The sequence below is a fragment of the Shewanella fidelis ATCC BAA-318 genome, from assembly GCF_000518605.1.
In the GTDB taxonomy this organism is placed as follows: domain Bacteria; phylum Pseudomonadota; class Gammaproteobacteria; order Enterobacterales; family Shewanellaceae; genus Shewanella; species Shewanella fidelis.
Genome location: NZ_JADX01000005.1, coordinates 264,739 through 283,042 on the forward strand (window position 1 = coordinate 264,739; position 18,304 = coordinate 283,042).

General features: G+C 43.4%; 16 protein-coding genes. 5 read left to right on the forward strand and 11 right to left on the reverse strand.

Going from position 1 to position 18,304, the window contains the following annotated elements:
• Both L884_RS0103600 and L884_RS21685 read right to left on the reverse strand, forming a co-directional pair.
• Positions 1-1,518, reverse strand: a complete 1,518-nt coding sequence (locus tag L884_RS0103600; protein WP_037410295.1) for a PH domain-containing protein — start codon at positions 1,516-1,518, stop codon at positions 1-3.
• Positions 1,505-2,329, reverse strand: a complete 825-nt coding sequence (locus L884_RS21685) for a PH domain-containing protein (RefSeq protein WP_051435522.1) — start codon at positions 2,327-2,329, stop codon at positions 1,505-1,507. Before L884_RS21685 ends, L884_RS0103600 begins: the two co-directional genes overlap by 14 nt.
• Positions 2,330-2,515: 186 nt before the next feature.
• On the opposite strand from L884_RS21685, the gene L884_RS0103610 reads away from it, so the two are divergent.
• The 4 genes from L884_RS0103610 to torR all read left to right on the forward strand — a co-directional run bounded on the left by L884_RS0103610 (position 2,516) and on the right by torR (position 5,832).
• Positions 2,516-2,812, forward strand: coding sequence for a winged helix-turn-helix domain-containing protein (locus tag L884_RS0103610; protein ID WP_028766207.1), 297 nt, complete (start codon positions 2,516-2,518; stop codon positions 2,810-2,812).
• A 207-nt stretch (positions 2,813-3,019) separates the two neighbouring features.
• Entirely contained in the window at positions 3,020-3,844 is an 825-nt protein-coding gene (locus L884_RS0103615; RefSeq protein WP_028766208.1) for an ion transporter, read from the forward strand.
• 254 nt (positions 3,845-4,098) lie between these two features.
• Entirely contained in the window at positions 4,099-4,836 is a 738-nt protein-coding gene (locus L884_RS0103620) for a TorF family putative porin (protein ID WP_037410297.1), read from the forward strand.
• Positions 4,837-5,121: 285 nt separating this feature from the next.
• Positions 5,122-5,832: a two-component system response regulator TorR gene (gene torR / locus L884_RS0103625; RefSeq protein WP_028766210.1), complete on the forward strand. Its 711-nt coding sequence runs from the start codon at positions 5,122-5,124 to the stop codon at positions 5,830-5,832.
• A gap of 3 nt (positions 5,833-5,835) precedes the next feature.
• On the opposite strand, the gene torT is transcribed toward torR, so the two are convergent.
• Positions 5,836-6,909, reverse strand: coding sequence for a TMAO reductase system periplasmic protein TorT (torT, locus tag L884_RS0103630; protein ID WP_028766211.1), 1,074 nt, complete (start codon positions 6,907-6,909; stop codon positions 5,836-5,838).
• 121 nt (positions 6,910-7,030) lie between these two features.
• Here torT and torS point away from each other — a divergent pair, with 121 nt between their 5' ends.
• Complete coding sequence (gene torS, locus L884_RS0103635; protein WP_028766212.1) at positions 7,031-10,201, forward strand: TMAO reductase system sensor histidine kinase/response regulator TorS; 3,171 nt, start codon at positions 7,031-7,033, stop codon at positions 10,199-10,201.
• A gap of 63 nt (positions 10,202-10,264) precedes the next feature.
• Here torS and L884_RS0103640 read toward each other — a convergent pair whose 3' ends face one another.
• From L884_RS0103640 to L884_RS0103675, 8 genes are all read right to left on the reverse strand, one after another.
• Positions 10,265-10,804: a prepilin-type N-terminal cleavage/methylation domain-containing protein gene (locus tag L884_RS0103640; RefSeq protein WP_037410301.1), complete on the reverse strand. Its 540-nt coding sequence runs from the start codon at positions 10,802-10,804 to the stop codon at positions 10,265-10,267.
• A gap of 126 nt (positions 10,805-10,930) precedes the next feature.
• Positions 10,931-11,596 carry a molecular chaperone TorD gene (torD, locus tag L884_RS0103645; protein WP_028766214.1) on the reverse strand — a complete coding sequence of 222 codons (666 nt, stop codon included), beginning with the start codon at positions 11,594-11,596 and terminating at the stop codon, positions 10,931-10,933.
• A complete protein-coding gene (torA, locus tag L884_RS0103650; protein WP_028766215.1) occupies positions 11,593-14,085 on the reverse strand; it encodes a trimethylamine-N-oxide reductase TorA in 2,493 nt (830 codons plus the stop codon). Before torA ends, torD begins: the two co-directional genes overlap by 4 nt.
• Before the next feature lie 14 nt (positions 14,086-14,099).
• A complete protein-coding gene (torC, locus tag L884_RS0103655) occupies positions 14,100-15,278 on the reverse strand; it encodes a pentaheme c-type cytochrome TorC (protein ID WP_028766216.1) in 1,179 nt (392 codons plus the stop codon).
• Positions 15,279-15,317: 39 nt separating this feature from the next.
• Positions 15,318-15,488: a periplasmic nitrate reductase, NapE protein gene (locus L884_RS0103660; protein ID WP_028766217.1), complete on the reverse strand. Its 171-nt coding sequence runs from the start codon at positions 15,486-15,488 to the stop codon at positions 15,318-15,320.
• Positions 15,489-15,769: 281 nt separating this feature from the next.
• Entirely contained in the window at positions 15,770-16,144 is a 375-nt protein-coding gene (locus L884_RS0103665; protein ID WP_051435524.1) for a DUF2956 domain-containing protein, read from the reverse strand.
• 80 nt (positions 16,145-16,224) lie between these two features.
• Positions 16,225-17,616: a heme anaerobic degradation radical SAM methyltransferase ChuW/HutW gene (gene hutW / locus L884_RS0103670; RefSeq protein WP_084221388.1), complete on the reverse strand. Its 1,392-nt coding sequence runs from the start codon at positions 17,614-17,616 to the stop codon at positions 16,225-16,227.
• Positions 17,617-17,797: 181 nt separating this feature from the next.
• Positions 17,798-18,295: a YdcF family protein gene (locus L884_RS0103675; protein WP_028766220.1), complete on the reverse strand. Its 498-nt coding sequence runs from the start codon at positions 18,293-18,295 to the stop codon at positions 17,798-17,800.
• Between the last annotated feature and the right edge of the window lie 9 nt (positions 18,296-18,304).

Here is an 18,304-nt window from a genome sequence, read left to right on the forward strand (position 1 = left end):
CTATATCCAGTTTCGGTGATCGTTATGAATAAGCGCAAGGGAGCGTTCTGCAATGTCTCGCGCCGCATTGACTGAAATATAAGGCAGTTTAACTGTACCACTCGCAAGGCCAATTTCAAGGTTTGCTAAACCGCTACGTTGTTGGTTAGGAGATTGGCTAATAGCAACATGCTGCACCTTAGTTAATGCGATGAGCTGCCAACTGTGACCGAGAAGGCCTGAATGGAACCATAGATCATCCCCTTCAATGACATAGCCATACTGGCGATACTTAAGGTAAATCCCCAAGCTGAATAGCCCGGCTGCTAACCACATAATATCGGTAATAACATTGAGACCTAAAAAATAGCTGTTCACCGCTGGGACGATAAAAGGCAGTAAGCCGCGGCGCCAAAACCAACCCATGTGGATGCGTTGATAATCAGTGGGTAACACAGTTGCGCTGGCTTCAATGCCTTTTAGCTCAGGTAGCAGGCTACTAATTTCTGTTCGCGTCATACTCGGGATCAACATATTGGTATTGCCCCGATTTTCAACTTCATGGCCTTTGACTTGCTTAAAGTACAAGGTCCACAGCTTGAGTAAACGACCAACAAGGGGTTGATAAAACTTAATGACTTGAATTCGTTTAATCGCAAGAGCGTCATTTTGCTTGGCAATAATTCCCCCTGTACGATGCAAGGTATTACCACTACGACTCAGCTTATAAGGGAAGTACTTCAACACTGCAGATACAATCGATAAAATTGAAAATAGCAGGTAAAACAAGATTAAGGCTAACGAGGCAAATACTAGCTGTAGCAAAATACTCACAGCAATATTGTTATCGTACCAAGTCAAAAAGGCTTGTACTAATTGCAGGCTTTCAACGGACTCCCAATCTAGCTGGCCAAAAATAGGGCCTAAAATCACAGCCAACCAAATGGCATTATTTTGGTAAAGGCCAAATAATACCAACTCGCTGATATTCTTGCGGCTGAGGGTGTGAACCTGTTTAGAATGACTGTCACTCACATCTTGATTGTTAATGCCGTCTGTTTGGGTGAACAGTGCATCATGTTCGGCCATTAACTGTTTTTTTAGACTCAGCGCATCTTTATAGGTTAATGCTGATAACTCTGCTTCATTTTCTTTAGACCCTGCTGTTTCGACGATTAACCGATAAAGCCCCATAGGGCGAAAATACAATGGCTGCTCTAAACGCACGTTTTGGATTTTGGTAAATGGCAGTTCGTCGGCTTTTTTAAAGATAATTCCGTGGCGAATAATGAGTTTGTCGCTGGCAATTTTGAAACGAAACTTGAGCCAATTAAGCACACTAAATAGCAAGATAACGCCAATGACTGCAACAATAGCAACAATCACCCAAGGGCTATTAAAACCTTGCTTCCAGCCGGTATATACCACCGGAATAATCGCGTAGCCACTGCTGAGTAACTGTTTGGCTGTAAGTAAAGTAAAGCTAATAATTGACCACGGGGAAAGCGGTGACCATTGGGAGAATTTAGCTGTCGTCATGACGATTCTCCTTCATTGGTGTTTGAGTCAAGGCTGTTATTTGTTGCTCAGGTGTAGAGTCTGTCGCTTCGGGGGCGGCTGTAGGGTTCGCTTTTGCAGCTTGGTTTAGCAGATGTTGGCGCAGATTTTCAGCAGTTTGCTGTTCAATTCCTGGTAATTCGATTTCGGCGCTACCGCTACCGGCACTAAAACATTTTAGCGTCGCTAAGTTGAAGTGGCGCTCGAGTGGGCCATGGCTGAGGCTAACGTGTTGTAATCTTGAATAAGGCAAAGAGGTGCGCTTTACCCACCAAAAACCTTGCTGCATGATCAACTCATGCTCACAAACGGCATAAGCCAGTGATTTAGCATGCAGATAGCGCACATAGCTCACCACACTAATAATTAATAGCGCAGCTAGGCTGACACCGAGCACTTTTGCTGGATAGAAATCACCGGGAAGAATAATCACTAATGAAGCGACAACCAATAATAAACAGCTAAATATCAGGCTCTCGGTATTCACTTGGGTGTAGTGGTTTGCGTGCACGGGTTCGAGTGGAACTTGATCGAAGCCTTGCCACTCTTGATGGTTTATCGGTTGATGATTAGCGAGAGTTGGCTCTGGTTGCGATTCAGTTTGGGGCGGATGCTCAAGGTTATTTTTTGCCTCAGAGCTCTTTACTAGCTCAGGGCTGCTTACTGGCTCAGGGCTGTTTACTGGCTCAGAGCTGAACTCTGGCGCCGCTTGACTTTGCTTTGGATTCACTTGCTGTTGAGCCTCTTGCTCTAGTTTACTGTGAGTAAACTTAATGTCCCTGTTTTCGCTCATGTGTCACCGCAGTTAGTTATGGTTTCTTTAGAATTTACTATATCAGCATGGCAGAGGTTACCGCTATAGCGAGACATATTTGGCAACATATTGTGTTGTAATACTTGAATTGTCGCTTGTTATTTATGTTCAATCGCGTAGCTTATGGGGAACTCTTTTAATAACAATAACTAATACTAAAAAGATATGAATGTTAACTTTAACGGCTCTAAACAACAGAAAGCTTTTTTACGTAAGATATATATAGCCTATCTAATTGATAATGACAGGCATAACTTGCTGTCACTGCACAAGCTTACCAATATGCCGCGACGAACTTTACAAGATGCCATTGCAGTATTGAGCGATCTCGCTATTGAATGCGAGTTTGTGCAAGACGGTGAGCGTAATAATGCCGGTTACTATCAAATTAACCACTGGGGGGCGATTAATCGTGATTGGGTTGAGGCTCATTTGCAGCAAATAATTGCTGAGTTAACCTAATTGTTAGCGAACTGCTTTTTAGCTTATATTTCCAAGCCAATCCTCCCGCCATGCTAGTTGCGGTTCTATGTTGGGGAGCTTTGTTATTATTGCTTCCCCGCTAGTGCATTTAACACAAAATTAAGCCTTGCTTATTAAACTGCGCGGTCTTTAAAATCTTGCGGTTTTATCTGTGTTGTTTAATTTTAATATTTATAGGAGCACGGCGTGCTTGCGAATGTTTCAGGCTTACAGTCAAAACTAAAAAAAATTGACAATAGTAAGTTTTTTCAAGGCTTTATTATTTTCGTTATTGTGGTGTCAGCACTATCGATTGGCGCGCATACCTACCATTTACCCGGTTGGATGGAACAAAGCTTAGCGTTGTTAGATATCGGCATTACGGTATTTTTTGCCATTGAAATTGTGATCCGTTTCTTAGCCAGTGATGGTCCTAAGCGCTTTTTCAGCAATGGCTGGAATATATTCGACACCATTATTGTCATTGGCAGTCTCATTCCTGCTGGCGGCTCAGCAATCTTGCTAGCGCGTTTACTGCGTATTTTTAGAGTGCTGCGTCTAGTGTCTATGATCCCAGAGCTTCGAATGTTGGTGAATGCGCTGTTAAAAGCGATCCCACGCATGGGTTATATAGCGTTATTGATGTTTGTGATTTTCTATATTTATGGCGCGATTGGCAGCATGTTCTTTGCCGATGTGAACGACTTTCTCTGGGGAGATGTCTCGGTTGCCATGTTAACGCTATTTCGCATCTCTACATTTGAGTCATGGACCTCAATTATGTATGAAACCATGGCGGTGTATCCTTTGAGCTGGATCTACTATCTCAGCTTTATCTTTTTAACCGCATTTGTATTTTTAAATATGATGGTGGGAGCTGTACTTGATGTGATGACTCAAGAAACCGCTACGATGCGCGGAGAAGAAGTTGTTGAAAGTGAACAGGATAAACCAGCGAGTGCAGCCGATGTTGCTGAGCTAAAGCTGCAAATTGATGAGCTAAAGCGTTTACTTGTTAGTAAGGCAAGCTAGTTACGGGTTCTGCTTCGTTATTCATATCTTTTCATATTGTTGGTTTTTTAATTCATATTTACTCTCAAGTTTGTTAATAACTTGAGAGTAAGCTTTACCCAATTTAGATAAAAGATTAGATGAAACTTAGATTGAAAGCTTAGGTGTTAAGCTAAATTAGTATAAGCTAAACATCGTTTTGGTTTAGATTGATTCAACACTTAAGTTAGCTATTTAGTTTAATAACTTAGATCGAAAATATTGGGATGATGATTATGAAGTTTACACATGCAATTATGCTAGGCAGCTTAGCAATGGCAAGTATGGGATCAGCTTTCGCAGCTGACGACAATGAGCTGTTGGGTGGTCAAATTAGTGGTAATGTAAAATTTGCAACTGATTATGTTTTCCGTGGTGAATCTGAAACTATGGATGGCGACGTACCTGTGGTACAAGGTACATTAGGCTGGGCAAATGATGACGGTTGGTACACTGGTGTATTTGCATCAAACATTAAATTTGCAGATCCAAACCTTGAAATTGTTACTGCTCCTTACATAGGTAAAGCGGGTGCTTTTGGTGACAGCGGCTTTACTTACGATGTCATGGTTTTTTCATATCTTTATCCTGGTGCTTCTTACTCAAATTACACAGAATTATGGGTGCGTGTCGCTAAGCAGTTTGGCCAAGCAAACATTCAGTTAGAAGTGACACCTACATTAGATGATTGGTTTGGTGTTGATGGTTGGCAAGGTGTTAACTATGCGATTCACCCAAGCTATGATTTCAATAACGGCGTGAAACTATCTGGCTCATTTGGCTATCAAGATCTTGATGGTGAGGGCGCTGAAGGTTGGACACACTGGAACTTAGGCGTTGAAGCTAACTACGTTGGACTAACATTCGATCTACGTTACCACGGCAGTTCAGTTGACGAGTCTCACTTAGTATACGGTACTCAAACCGAGATCTTCGATGACCGTGTTGTATTCGGCGTCAGCAAGAGTTTCTAACTGCTAGCAATCAAGCGTTGTTGAAAGCCAACTTTTTAGTTGGCTTTTTTGTGCCTAGTCGCTTTATATCAATTAGTATAAAAGGTTGATTCGCTCAGAGCCGCTAAGTTCTCGCTGAGCGACCAAATCTTTATACTAATTGGTATTAATATATCCCTTTGACTTTACGGTGATTTATTACTTGCACGCCTAACTGCTCGCTTTACGTGCTAACTTGTGTATATTATGTGCCGCGTAAATGCAGACACTTTTATAGATAAAGGCGCCTTAAGGTTGGAGTGATATATGGCATACCGGGTACTGGTTGTCGATGACGAAGCAGTTATCAGAGCTAGGTTAAAAGGTTATTTTGAGAAAGAGGGCTATGAAGTTCTTGAAGCTCAAGATGGCGACCAGATGTGGCATGAGTTTAATCGTCAGCACATAGATTTGGTGATGCTTGATATCAATTTGCCGGGCGTTGATGGCCTCAGTCTTGCTCGTGAATTACGCAGTAAAAGTCATGTTGGGATCATCTTGGTGACAGGGCGAGATGAAACCATAGATAAAATTGTTGGTCTTGAGATGGGCGCCGATGACTATGTGACTAAGCCTTTCGAGCTTAGAGAGTTATTAGTCAGAGTGAAGAATTTACTTTGGCGTATGTCATTAGTGAAAAAAGCGGTAGCCGATAGTGCAGAGCAAGAAGATCCCAATGACAACATTATTGCGTTTAATGACTATGTATTAGAGCTTAATAGTCGCCAGTTGAGCCGCAATGGTGAACAGATCAAGCTAACCAAAGCCGAGTTTGAGCTGTTAACTGCATTTTCATTACACCCGCAACAGGTGCTGTCCCGTGAACGCTTGATGATGCAAACCAGTCACCGCAATCAAGATGTAAATGATCGCACAATTGATGTGATTATCCGCCGATTGCGTAACAAGTTATCCAGTGACTTATTCGTTACCGTCCACGGTGAAGGCTACCTGTTTGCCGCTAAGGTTAAAGACTAAGGCTTACTCGCTAGGATCAGCTTGGTCGGTATTTACCCGGTAAATCGGGTAATAGTCTGCTGGAGGCAAACTGGTTTCAAGCACATTGCTGTTAATGTGCTTGGGATAAAGACTTTGAATCTTGGGGGCTATATCGCCAAAAGCCTTAGCGCCTTGCAGTTCTCTTACCGTGATATCAACAGCAAGCTTACCTTGCAATACCACTTGGTCATCGTTACTGAACTCTACCTTACCGCGATAAATTCCTCTTAAAACGGCAGGAGAGAGATAGCTGCTGACGAGCTTCACTCTATCTGTGAGTTGGTACTGCCTCAGAATACTGACACCAGCCTCAACCGCGACAGCACTGCCAAGAATATAGTCAGGTGTTTGCTTATCTAATAACGCTTCTAACTCATCTCTATATAAGTTGCGATTATTGTCTGCATGATGAATGGCACTGATAGTCGCCGGGCTATCTTTTAACGTATCAATAAGCCCTTGCTCAACAGAGTCGCTACCACCAAGCTTATCGGGGCCTGTTAACAATGCGATTTTTATTGGCTTGTTAGATTGTTGCAAAATATGCTTGGCTGCATTGACACCCATTTGATACCAATTGACGCCAATGCGCGTGTTGACTTTTTCATGGCTAAGGCGGTTAACCAGTGCGACAACAGGTTTGGTTATTGGTTGACCATAATCTCTGAGGAGGTTAGGACTAACACTGCCGATAATGATGGCATCATAGTCTTGTTTTATACAGTTATCGAGCTGGCTAAGCTGCTTATCTAAGCCGTAGTAACTGCCGGCTTCAAATAATGCTAACTCTATATTGAGCGCTTTAGCTTGCTCAACTAGACCGTAATTGATGCCGGTCCAGTAGGTGTCTTTCAAATGTGGAACCAGTACACATAGCCGCCAAGCTTGGTTAGCGGTATGTAACGGCTGAAGCGATATAGCTTTGCTTTGCTGGATAGTGCGAGCAAAAGGCTCACGCTGTTCTAGCGACCAAGCTGTATTATCTGCAGCATTCATCAGCGGGCTTACAATTAGTAAGCCTAAAAATAACAAGCGCTGTTGCAGAAGCTTTATCATGCAGAGAACTCCTATGCTTCATCATAGAGCTTAATTGAAACGTCTAGCTCTGTTGAATTGATTAATTCTTTAATGCAATTGGTATAGTATTGTATCAGTTTAATAGATAGCAGTGAGCGTATTGTTTTTGCCTAATTCCCCGTTGCCGAAATTGTCTTTATCACGCAAAAGCTTAATTGGCCGACTGATGTTGGCGTTTGGCTTGTTGGGCTCTTTATTATTGCTATTGGTGACCTTAGGGAGCATTAGCTTACGTGGTCTGCAAGAAGCTGATAAGTATTTATATAATCGTGCGTTACCAGCATCAGAAGCGGCTAGTCAGTTAGCGCTATCGAGCAGTGCATTAGCGGAAAATGCTAAGCAACTTGGGCTGACAGAAGATGAGTCGCAACGTCAGCTTATTGGGCGCAAGTTATCTATAGAAAGCGCTACCATGCTGGGTGAGATTAAAATTCTTAAGCAGTTAGAAGTTAACTTTGACTTCAGTCTTGAGCAAAGCGCATCTGAAATTATTGTTGATGTTTCCAAGTTAGGTGAGCAAGTTGGCCGCCGTATTGCTGTCAGTCGAGATCTGCAGCAGCGAGGTCAAGCATTAGTTGATGCCGCGAACAAAAGTACTAAATTATTGCTCGCGGAGTTAGCTATTGTTGACTCTGGCATTTTATCGAAATTGAGTTTGGCATACCCAGATGCGGTTGGGGCAGAGAAAACAGCGCAATTGCTAGATACATTAATAGAGCGCGATTTAGATACTCAAGAGCGGCTTAATCGAGCATTAAAGATAGTCCACAACATTGCTTTGATAGGGCAGATGTTTCAGTCACCAGAGCTTGAATCTGGGATATATTCACTACTCGGTGATATAGGCAGCAGTTCGACTCAAGTTATTTACGATATCCCGTCAAATTCAGTTGCGAGTCAAGTGGCTAAAGACTCAGGATTTATCCAACAAGATAAGTTTGCAAGGGCTGTGGGTGATGTCGAGGTTCGTTACTTATCTTCGCTAACCAGTCTAACTAAAATAATCGGCGATCCTAATCGAGCTAATGCGCTTTCACAGCAATTTAGCGTGTTGCAAAAGTTACCGGAGAGCGTAGCGCTACAGCAAGAGTATACTCAGTATAATCGAGCGCAGGAACTACAGTTGCAGCAGATCACCGATAAGCTCGATGAGTTGAATGACATAGTGTCAACGGCAATGCAGTTTCAGCGCCTTGAAGCTGAAAACGCCAGACATGAGTATTTAAAGCAGTTGAGCTGGTCTAAAGCAGGGCTTTGGGTCACTGGTTTGCTGATGTTTTTGGTGATCTTTGTGGTGGTTTATAAAGTGATTTATAAAGGCATCGCGCTAAAGCTTGATGCCGCCACTAAGGCGCTTGCACAACTAAGTTTAGGTAATACTGCAGTCACCATTGATACCCAAGGTGATGATGAGTTGGCAGCTATGGCAAGCGCTATTAAAGCTTTCAAACAAAAAACGGACCATAACCAAAAGCTTCAAGCGGAGCTGCGTGATACTGCTGCTGAGCTATTTGAGCATAAGCAAGCGCTTGAGGTTAAAGTTGAAGAGCGAACTCAGGAACTTGCAGAAGCCAATATTCAGCTAGACAAAGAGTCTAAAGGCCATGAATTAGCTCGTGAAATGGCAGAGCAAGCTAACCAAGCTAAATCGCTATTCTTAGCAACCATGAGCCATGAGATCCGCACGCCGTTAAATGGCTTATTGGGGACATTAACCTTACTTGGCCACTCCAATTTACCTCCAGCCCAGCAGCAGATGCTTGCCTTATCCCAGTACAGCGGAACGCTACTGCAAACGGTATTGAACGATATCCTCGATTTTTCGCGACTTGAGCAGCGAAAACTTGCCAATGAACCAAGAGCAGTGGATATCAATGAACTGTTAGATCAAGTTGTGGCGATTATGCTTGCAGGGGCTGGTCTTGCGGGGCTTACTCTTAGATCAAGCCATGAAAACTTACCTAAGTGGGTATATATTGATGGCCCTAAATTACGCCAAGTACTGCTTAATCTGTTAGGTAATGCGATTAAGTTTACTCCTCAAGGTAGGGTTGAACTCATTGTGGAGGCACAGGGAAAGCAGCTGTTATTTAGGGTACAAGATACCGGTGTGGGGATTGATGCCGCGGCAATGAAAAAGCTGTTTAAAGCTTATAGTAATGAATCGAGCAAAGGCCGAGATCGTGGTACCGGTTTGGGACTGGCGATTAGTAAGCAGCTGGTTGAGCTAATGAACAGTGATGTGAGTAACTACTGCAATAGTCAGGTATTAGCGTCAGACGTTATGCTCAGCGATGTTGGCGTATGGGTCGAGAGTGAGGTAGGTAAGGGCAGCTGTTTTGGCTTTAGTTTACCGCTGGTGATTTGTGACTGCCCTGATATTGAGCAACAAACTCACACCAAGGTAGCGGCAGCCAAACATGTTCTCGTGATTGAAGATAACAAAATCAATGCCATGGTTGCTCAAGGCTTTTTGGCTCACTTAGGCCACAGCTCGGAACTGGCGAAAAGCTGTGAAGCGGCGCGGTTACTTTATACGGTAGAAAAAGCGCAGCAGTTTGATGCGGTGATGCTTGATATTCAATTGGGTGATGGTTCAGGAGTTGAGTTGCTCGAGGAACTACAACAAGTGAATCAACAAGCGGGGCATCAATTAGAGATTGCCGCCTTTACTGCACAGTTACAGGCTGATGATATGCAGCATTATCAAGCTAAAGGTTTTAACTTAGTATTGATGAAACCCCTTGATATGCAAGCCCTATCTAACTGGTTAGGGAATGCAGAGCCTTTAGCTAGTAAAGAACCTTTAGCTAGTAAAGAACCTTTAGCCAGTAAAGAACCTTTAGCCAGTAAAGAACCTTTAGCCAGTAAAGAGCCTTCTGGTATAGACGCCGATCCAGCTATACCAGCTCCACAAGTATCAAGCGTGGTTCAAGAATCACCAACACTATTAGATATTGGCCAACTTGAACAAGATTTGAATTACCTCGGCTTAGAGACAGTAAAAGAGCTCGCAGCTATTTTTGAACAAAGCAGTGAGGTGCACTTTACAGGGCTGATGCAGGCAGATGCTGATGTGAAGCATATTTTGCATGCACTAAAAGGCAGTTGCGCTAATATTGGCCTGCATGCCTTGTCATTAAAATGCAAACAGCTTGAATTAAAGGGCTTAACTCAAAGCGAATATCAAACGCAAGAGCAGCAAGCATTAAGCGCACTAAGAAAAGACTCAATTGCGGCGTTACAATTGTGGATTAGCCAGCAAGATTAGCCGCTTTAAAGCGAAACAAACTTTTAAAGCGGCCGATTTGCGTATTTATTTGAACTCAGTTAGCTAGCAACCTGTATCGATATCGGTGATTGTGGGTGTACCAGCAGTTTGCCAATGGTAGTTAAAATAGCAGTTAGTTGCTTTAACTTGGCTTGCTGTCGGCTGAGCAATATCTAAGATACTTTTAGGCGCTGCAGCAACTGCGTAGCTGCCGTTTTCTACATAAATGCGGTAGCGCCAATCATTGACATCCAGTCCAGCTGCTTTAAATATTTCTGGCGGTGTCGCATAGCCTGCATTAAATCCTGTTCCGGTTGCCGTTGCAGCCCATGGCTGATGATTACTGCCAGTGATCTCCGAGAAAGTCACCACATCGGTTAGGTTGTTTCCAGAAGTAAGTGTTTTAGATTTAAAAAGTGATACTGAAGATTTTATCGAGCCTACAGCGCTTTTGATTGCAGCGCGGTTAGCATCTGACTTTAAGTTAATAAATTTGGGGGCTGCGATGACAGCCAAAACCCCTAATACAATGATGACTACAACAAGCTCTATTAGAGTAAAGCCTGCATTTTTTGTAGATTTTGAATTATGTTGAATGTTCATAGGAGCTGACCTAAGTGTTATCGGGGAGGGGAAACTGTTGTATAAACGCGATATTGGTTATCGCTCTAAAACAAAAAATGCCGACTAAGATAATCATAGTCGGCATTTCTTATTGATGCATGCTGCTTAGTTAAGCTCTGACTCAAGCCACTCAGCGTCAGACTTCACCCAAGCGTGAGTGAGGCGAACTAAGGCTTGGTAAAAGTTACCCGTATCAACCTCAGTCACTTTGGTCACAAAATTGCCAAGCCAGTTAGCTAAGTTAGCGTTAATAAAGCTGAGCTGCTCGGTTTCATCGCTATGAGTACAAAGGTGAGCAACATAGGCCAAGATCACTGCAATGTGATCAGCAGGCTCAGGAAACTCACTTTGTACTTGCAGCTGACTCTGTTTTAAAAACTGAGTCATCTGCTGATGCTGTTCACCAAAGAGCAGTGGTTCATCACCTTTCTTAGCAGGCTTATCACTTAAGTAAAGGCTTGCGTATGGTGATGCGCTGTATTTAGTGCCGACTAAGAACAGACCGCAATAATCAGCGGCAAGCTCTAATAAAGCTTTATCAGTGTTAAGCTTTGCAAGCTCAGCGACTAATACATCTACGTCAGCTTTAAATTCAGCCTCGCTACCCAGTTGCGCCCAAAATTGTTTGGCTTGATCACTGGTTAAATCGTGTAGCGTTTTATGATCAATTTCTTTGGCAAATAATGACGAAAGTAATTGATAAATCGTACTTCTAACCTGATCTACTGGGTTAACTTCAACTGTCTCTGTGTTCACAGCATCTTTTATCATAATGCAATCTCAACCGGGCCGCTAAATGAACTTACTGCAGGTACTTTACCCTGATACTTTTCGTAGTCAACAAGGCAAGTATAAGCAGAACAAGCCTGTGCAAGTTTAGAGGTACCAATGTCCATAGTTAAGGTATTTGGATCACCATAACTACAGATTGCACCAATTTTTGCACCGCCTTCTTTGCTACCATCTTCGCCAACAGGACCGTACCAAGCACCTTCTTGGATACGGATAACCCCTTGTGGGAATTTATCTGATACCACAGCACCTGCTAACAGCTGACCACGGTCGTTAAATACGCGTACAACGTCACCTGATTTAATGCCACGTTTTTTAGCATCTTCAGGGTTGAGGTATACAGGCTCACGACCATTTACCGTGTAAGTTTCACGGAACTCTTCCGATTCACACATTTGTGAATGCAAACGCTTATCTGGGTGGCAAGACTGCATCCAAATTGGGTGCTTGTCTGAACCTGGTCCACCATGACTACGCTCTGCTTTTTCCATCCAAGTTGGGTGGCCTGGGCAGTCATCATATTCGTAGTGAGCAATCTTACGGCTGTAGATCTCAATCAAACCAGAAGGCGTACCAAGTGGGTTGATCTCTGGATCATCTCTGAATGCCGCATGACGAACCCAAGGCTTACCTTCACCAAAGTAAACGTAACCCGCTTTCCAGAATTCATCGAACTCAGGCATTTCAAATTGGCCAGCGTTAGCAGCTTTACAGTCGTTGTATAGCTTCACTAACCAGTCACGCTCTGTCATGCCGCGAGTGTATTCTTTCTCTTTGCCAAGTAGTGCTGCAAAGCGAGTAAAGATCTCGAAGTCTGACAAGCTTTCATACAATGGCTCAACCATTTTCTGCATCGCTAACAAACCACGGTTAGCATAGGCACCATAGATGTCAATGTCGTTACGCTCGAACGTCGTACATGCAGGTAATACGATGTCAGAGAAGCGACAAGTCGCCGTCCAGTTCATATCGATAGACACGATGCACTCAAGCTTATGGAACGCTTTTTTCATGCGGTTACGGTCTTGGTGATGGTTCCATGGGTTGTTGCCCGAGAATACCATCATCTTAATGTCTGGATAGGTAACTTTAGTGCCGTTTGAGTCAATGGTTTTACCTGGCTCAAGGATTGCGTCAATCCAGCGCGCAACCGGGATCGTGTTGCTTGCACCTTTAAAGTCGTTACTATCAAAAATTGGCTTTTGGCCTTCGTCAAGGTTACGTGGGAACGCACCTGGCGCTGCAGCTCCTGAAGACGGTACACCAATACTTGAGTAGTGGTGACCATAGCTAATACCGCCGCCCGGTAGACCAATTTGGCCAATCATGGTTGCAAGTACAGCTGCCATCCAATAAGGCTGCTCACCATGTTGCTGACGCTGAATACACCAGCCCATCAACATTTGTGTGCGATCTTTAGTCATAACCTTAGCAAGATCACGGATGATTTCAGCTGAAACACCAGTGATTTTAGCGGCCCATTCAGGTGTTTTCTCAACACCGTCAGTTTGACCTTTGATGTAAGGTAAGAACTTGTCGAAACCTAAACTATAACCTTCGATAAATTTAGTATCATGAAGGTTCTTTTCTACCATTTCGTGAGCAATACCTAGCATTAGCGCTACGTCGGTTTGCGGATTAATGTAAAGTTGCTCACAACCTAGGTATTGCTGTGTTTTCGTGACGACAGGATCGATGCTGATCACACGAATTTCGCCTTTGGCTACTTTCTCTTTTAATTGAGCAAGGTAAGCGTAAGACTCGTGTGTTTCTGCGTTCCAGCCGACTTGTAGGTTCTTGTACGGATCATTTGACCATAAAATAATGGTTTTAGAATGTTCCAGAATTAACGACCAAGAAGTACCTTGAGCGTAAACTTCGGTAGAACCTAAGATGTAAGGCAAAATCGTTTGCCCTGCACCAGTTGAGTAGTCGCCAACTTTTTTCACAAAGTTACCGTGCATGCCTACAGCGCGTTGCATGTGGCTAGTACTTGAGTGCAACTGACCTGTTGCACGCCAACCTGTTTGCCCTGCGTGTAGACCTGATGGACCGTATTTAGTTTGGATCTCATCAAGTGAATCTTTAAATAGGCGCAGTGCCTTATCCCATGTCACACGTACAAAGCGGAAGTCACCGCGTTGAGTGGTATCGCTTTGGTGACCTTTTAATAGAAAGTCTAAGCGAACCATTGGGTAACGAACGCGTGATGGGTTATAAACTAAGCCTTTAATACCGTTGATCATATCCGTTGGATACATATCAGTGTCAAAAGGCTTAACCTCTGAAATCACGCCATTTTTACGCTTCATTTTGAACGCACCGAAGTGCGAACCTGTAGTTAACCAGCCATCAGATGCGTCAGCACCAGATGCCGCTAACGCGTTTAATGGCGCAAGTACCGATGAGCCGCTCAGTACGACATAAGATGTTCCTACTAAGCCTTTTAGAAAGTCTCTTCTGTTCATTACGCTATGTCCTATTAGTGAGCTGACTTATCGAAAGTTGATGAATGCTCTTGTAAATACTTTTGCACCAAAGCCTGTGTATCTTGATCCATGTTGACGAATGCGATCATGCCTTGGAACATACCTGGCCATGTGTTGGCATCAAAGTGCGCTTCAGCTGGCTGAGTGTGACATACGCTACAAGCTGTGCTGTATGTGCTACGAGCATAGTCCCATAGTGGTTGCAGATCAGTTAGCAAGTAGTCTGTATCTGTCCAGATATCTGCTTCAACACGTTGCCATTTTAGGCCTGTCATTGGATCTTCTTTCTCTTCGAAAGTCTTTATCACACCTTCTTCAAGTGCTGCATCTTTAGAAAGTTGAGCTGAAAGAATGTTTAAGCCAAAGTCATAGTAGATCACGCGACCAGCACCGATTTTCTTTCTCCAACCAGTGATACCAATCTTAGCTCGAGTGCCTTTTACTTCTAGCACTTTCACTTTAGTTGCAATGTTAAGTGTACCCGCTTCAACATCAGTTTTTTCGTTGAAGAATAAAGGCTTAGTTAGTGCTGTGAAGTAAGTTTGACCCACTTGTACACCGCTAACTCCACGGCCTACTTCTGCAATCAGTTCTGGTGCACGGGCGGTGCCCATTTCTGGTAGCTTGTGTGCAATACCTTTGTGGCAATCAACACAGCTTTGGTCTAATTCTGCTGCACGCTTCATTTGCTTAACGGCTAGTTTAGACATGCTGTCCCAGTCCATAGACTCATATTGGTGACAGTTTTTACATGCTGCTGATTTATCACGGTCAAAACGTTTCCATTCACGGCTTGCCATTTCAAGACGCTTAGCTTCAAACTTCTCTGGCGTGTTGACGGTATTGAATAACCAACCGTATACGTCGTGAGAAGCTTCTAATTTACGCGCAATTTTACGGCCATAGTCATGTGGTACGTGACAGTCTGGACATGTTGCACGAACACCTGAGTGGTTTGAAAAGTGCACTGTTTGCTGTAGCTCCTGGTAAGGCTTGCTTTCCATGCTGTGACAGCTAATACAGAACTCTTCTGTGTTAGTCGCTTCAAGTGCTGTGTTAAAACCGCCCCAGAAGATAATACCCATTAGAAAAGCAGATACACTGACACTTCCTAAGGTTAAGTATTTAGCTGGTTTAGTTAGTGTGCGCCAGATGTTAAGTAACCATCTCATAACGGCATCCTCGTAATAAATTTTAAAATGTAATTGAAATTAGTGAGACGCAACGCCACTAAATGTAAGCGATATCCAAATGATTAAACCGTATACGCTGACAAACGTAGCGGCTAATGCTGGAAATAGAATGAAGATGATAAAGCCTACAGCTTTAAGCTCATCTTTTTTGGTGCGAACCTGTTCTTTTGGGGGACATTGCTCAGTCATAGCTGTGTGCTCCGGCTAATCGATACTTTTTGATTAAGGTAAGTATAGTTAGTGAATGTGAATAGTGATGAGGGCATCAATGAATGAGATAAGACAACTTATGACAAAATATGAATGGATTTCTCATCGTGTTTTTAGACTGAAACTTATATCAGCTTTAGCTATATTTTTAAATACTAAACAATGATTTGATTATGAAAGTCATAGAATAACTTCGATAAGTTAAACTTTAATGACTCTCATGTTGGCAGGAAGAAGCAGATAGATAGGGGGCTGAAAGATTACTTTGAAACAAGTATATAAGTGATAAAACCAATCCAGCTTAATGTGAGTAATCCCCATGGCAGGTATGGGCTGGATGCTCTTTCCTCTATATTTCTGTGGTCTTGAGCAGCAATATTGGCCTCGCGAGCTTTGGCCTTAGATTCCTGTTTACGTGCTTTATCACGTTCTCTTGCTTTGCCTTTTTGCAATTTTTTATATTCAGCAATGCCTTTCTCAATACCTTGGGCGATCAGTTTAGTTTGCTCTTTGGTTTGATTGGGTTTTTGAGTAGCTTTTGCCATTTTCATTGCTTCCGCTTTGGTTTCATCGGAAATTGGCTGTTTAGCAGCTGCGCTTTGAGTAGCGACTTTTTTATTACTACGAGTTGCCATCGACTTTAATTGTTAACTAAGAATAAGCGCACTATATCAGCTCTACTAAGCGTTGTGCAGTGCGCATCTCTGGGTCATGGTTAGCTTGCTATCGATTGTGCAGCTGGATCTTGTGACGCGACAAATGGATTTTCGCTCAGGAATTCAAATAAACCGGTTTGCATATTGACGTTCCAGAAACGTCCAGCCAAAGTGAGTGTAAGGCTGCTTGTTTCGAGTTTAGCTAACCCATTGGTTTGCCAAGCTTTAAATAAAGGCATCAAATGCAGCGTCATATCCTTTGCTAATAAGTTTAAATCGAGTCGTCCACTGTCTAGCCCGCGTTTGAAGATAGCATCTAACTTAGCTGCCGGGTTGGGGCTCATGAGCATACCTGGCACTTGTACTGGGGCGGTTAATGTACCAGCAGCGTCTGCCTCATCATGTGTCAAATGCCACTGCTTTAAGTCACGGCCATTCATACAACCATGACCATGAATACAGCCGCCTGCACCTGCCCCAAAAGGTAATATTTCGATACCGCTTTTGGCCAGACTGTTATACACACTGCGTTCTCGGCTATCTCTGCGCCAATGACAGCTTGAAAGTCGTTGCCAATTTAATGATTCAAAGTGATTTGCGCCTGTGGCATACATGTTGGCTCTAGCTTGACTGTCTGCTTGATATTCACTTAAAGCCGTGCCTAAGACTTTGCCTTTTTCCCGTGCATGATCAATGCGGGTGCCGCTCAAACCAATTAGCTGGTAGAGATCAATACCGTGTACACCGCTGTCGATAACAGCTTGCAAGTCTTGCTGCCAGATCTCCATGGTTTGTCCCGGCAATCCAAAAATAAGGTCGATAACAATACTGGCGCTTGGGTGCTGGCTGAGTTGGTTAAGTCTTGTAAGCAGATATTCTTTATCATCAAAGCGCCCAGCTGCTTGGCGAACTTGAGTATCAAAGCTTTGCACTCCGAATGAAAAGCGGTTGAAGCCATTTTCGGTGGCGTTATGCCACTTATCATCGTCAAAACCGTTGAGTCTGCCTTCTAATGTCACCTCTGCATTGTCGATAAGTGGAAAGCGACTTATAGCTTCACCAAGCCGTTTTATTTCATCACTACTGATATCCGTGGGCGTGCCACCACCAACATATACGGTATTAAAGGGCCGGCTTTGCGCCAACTCCGTATCGGCGGCTATTTTTAGTTGCTCAGTTAAGCGTTGCATATAGCGGTTGATCCGCTGAGTGTTGGTGCCATTTTCAAAGAAGTTGCAGAAAGTGCAGCGCTTACGGCAAAACGGAATATGGATATACAGAGCACGTTCAGTTGCTTGGCTAGGCTGCTGCCACCATTGTTGCCATTGCGGAGGTTGAAGCAAAACAGGGCGGCTGCCGCTTCGACCAGCGTGGGGAGCGCTCTTAACTTTGAATGCATGTTGCAATGGGTCAGGGCTAGTAATTCCTGTCATGGTTGGCGTTAAAATCATGATTATCTCAATCTACAGAGTTATTTTGATAATGATAATTATTATCAACTGTAAATTTGGTGCGATGGATCAATGTTTCATTCTTTGCAATGTAAAGATGGCGCTAGATTAAGGCTGTATTGTGTCGCTGCTATGTTTCTGGGTTACTTAGCTGGCGTAAACCAAGCACATGGCAAATCGACTAAGCAAAATAGTTGCTTATATTAGCTCGTTCTCTGTCCATAACGGTTAGTTCATGGGCTTGAAGTTGTCGCATTTTTTGAGGTGAAACAGGCGAGGTTGTCGCGTAGTAGCTTAGCTGGTAATTGGCAAATAGTGCGCTGAAGATAAGCTTTGCACGGGGCATATGAAACTCAGAGGTGATTAAGGTAATGTGACTAAAACCATGCTGCTCCACGATAGGTTTAGCGAGTGTGGCATCTTCAAACGTGAAGCGGCTGAGGGCGATGTTGGTAAAGGTATCAGCGGGTACACCTAGGGACATCAAGTAGCGCTGGCAGTAATAAGCATGGGGCATATCAGTCTGATTGAATGCACCAAAACCGCCCGTCATTAGCAATTTACTCTGTGGCTGAGTCTTATGTATTCTCAGCGCTTCTTGGCAGCGAGATTGCGCAATTTCTGACAGGTTACCTTGGTCGTCATTTGGTGCCCCTAAAACGATAATCACGCTATTCATAGTTTACTC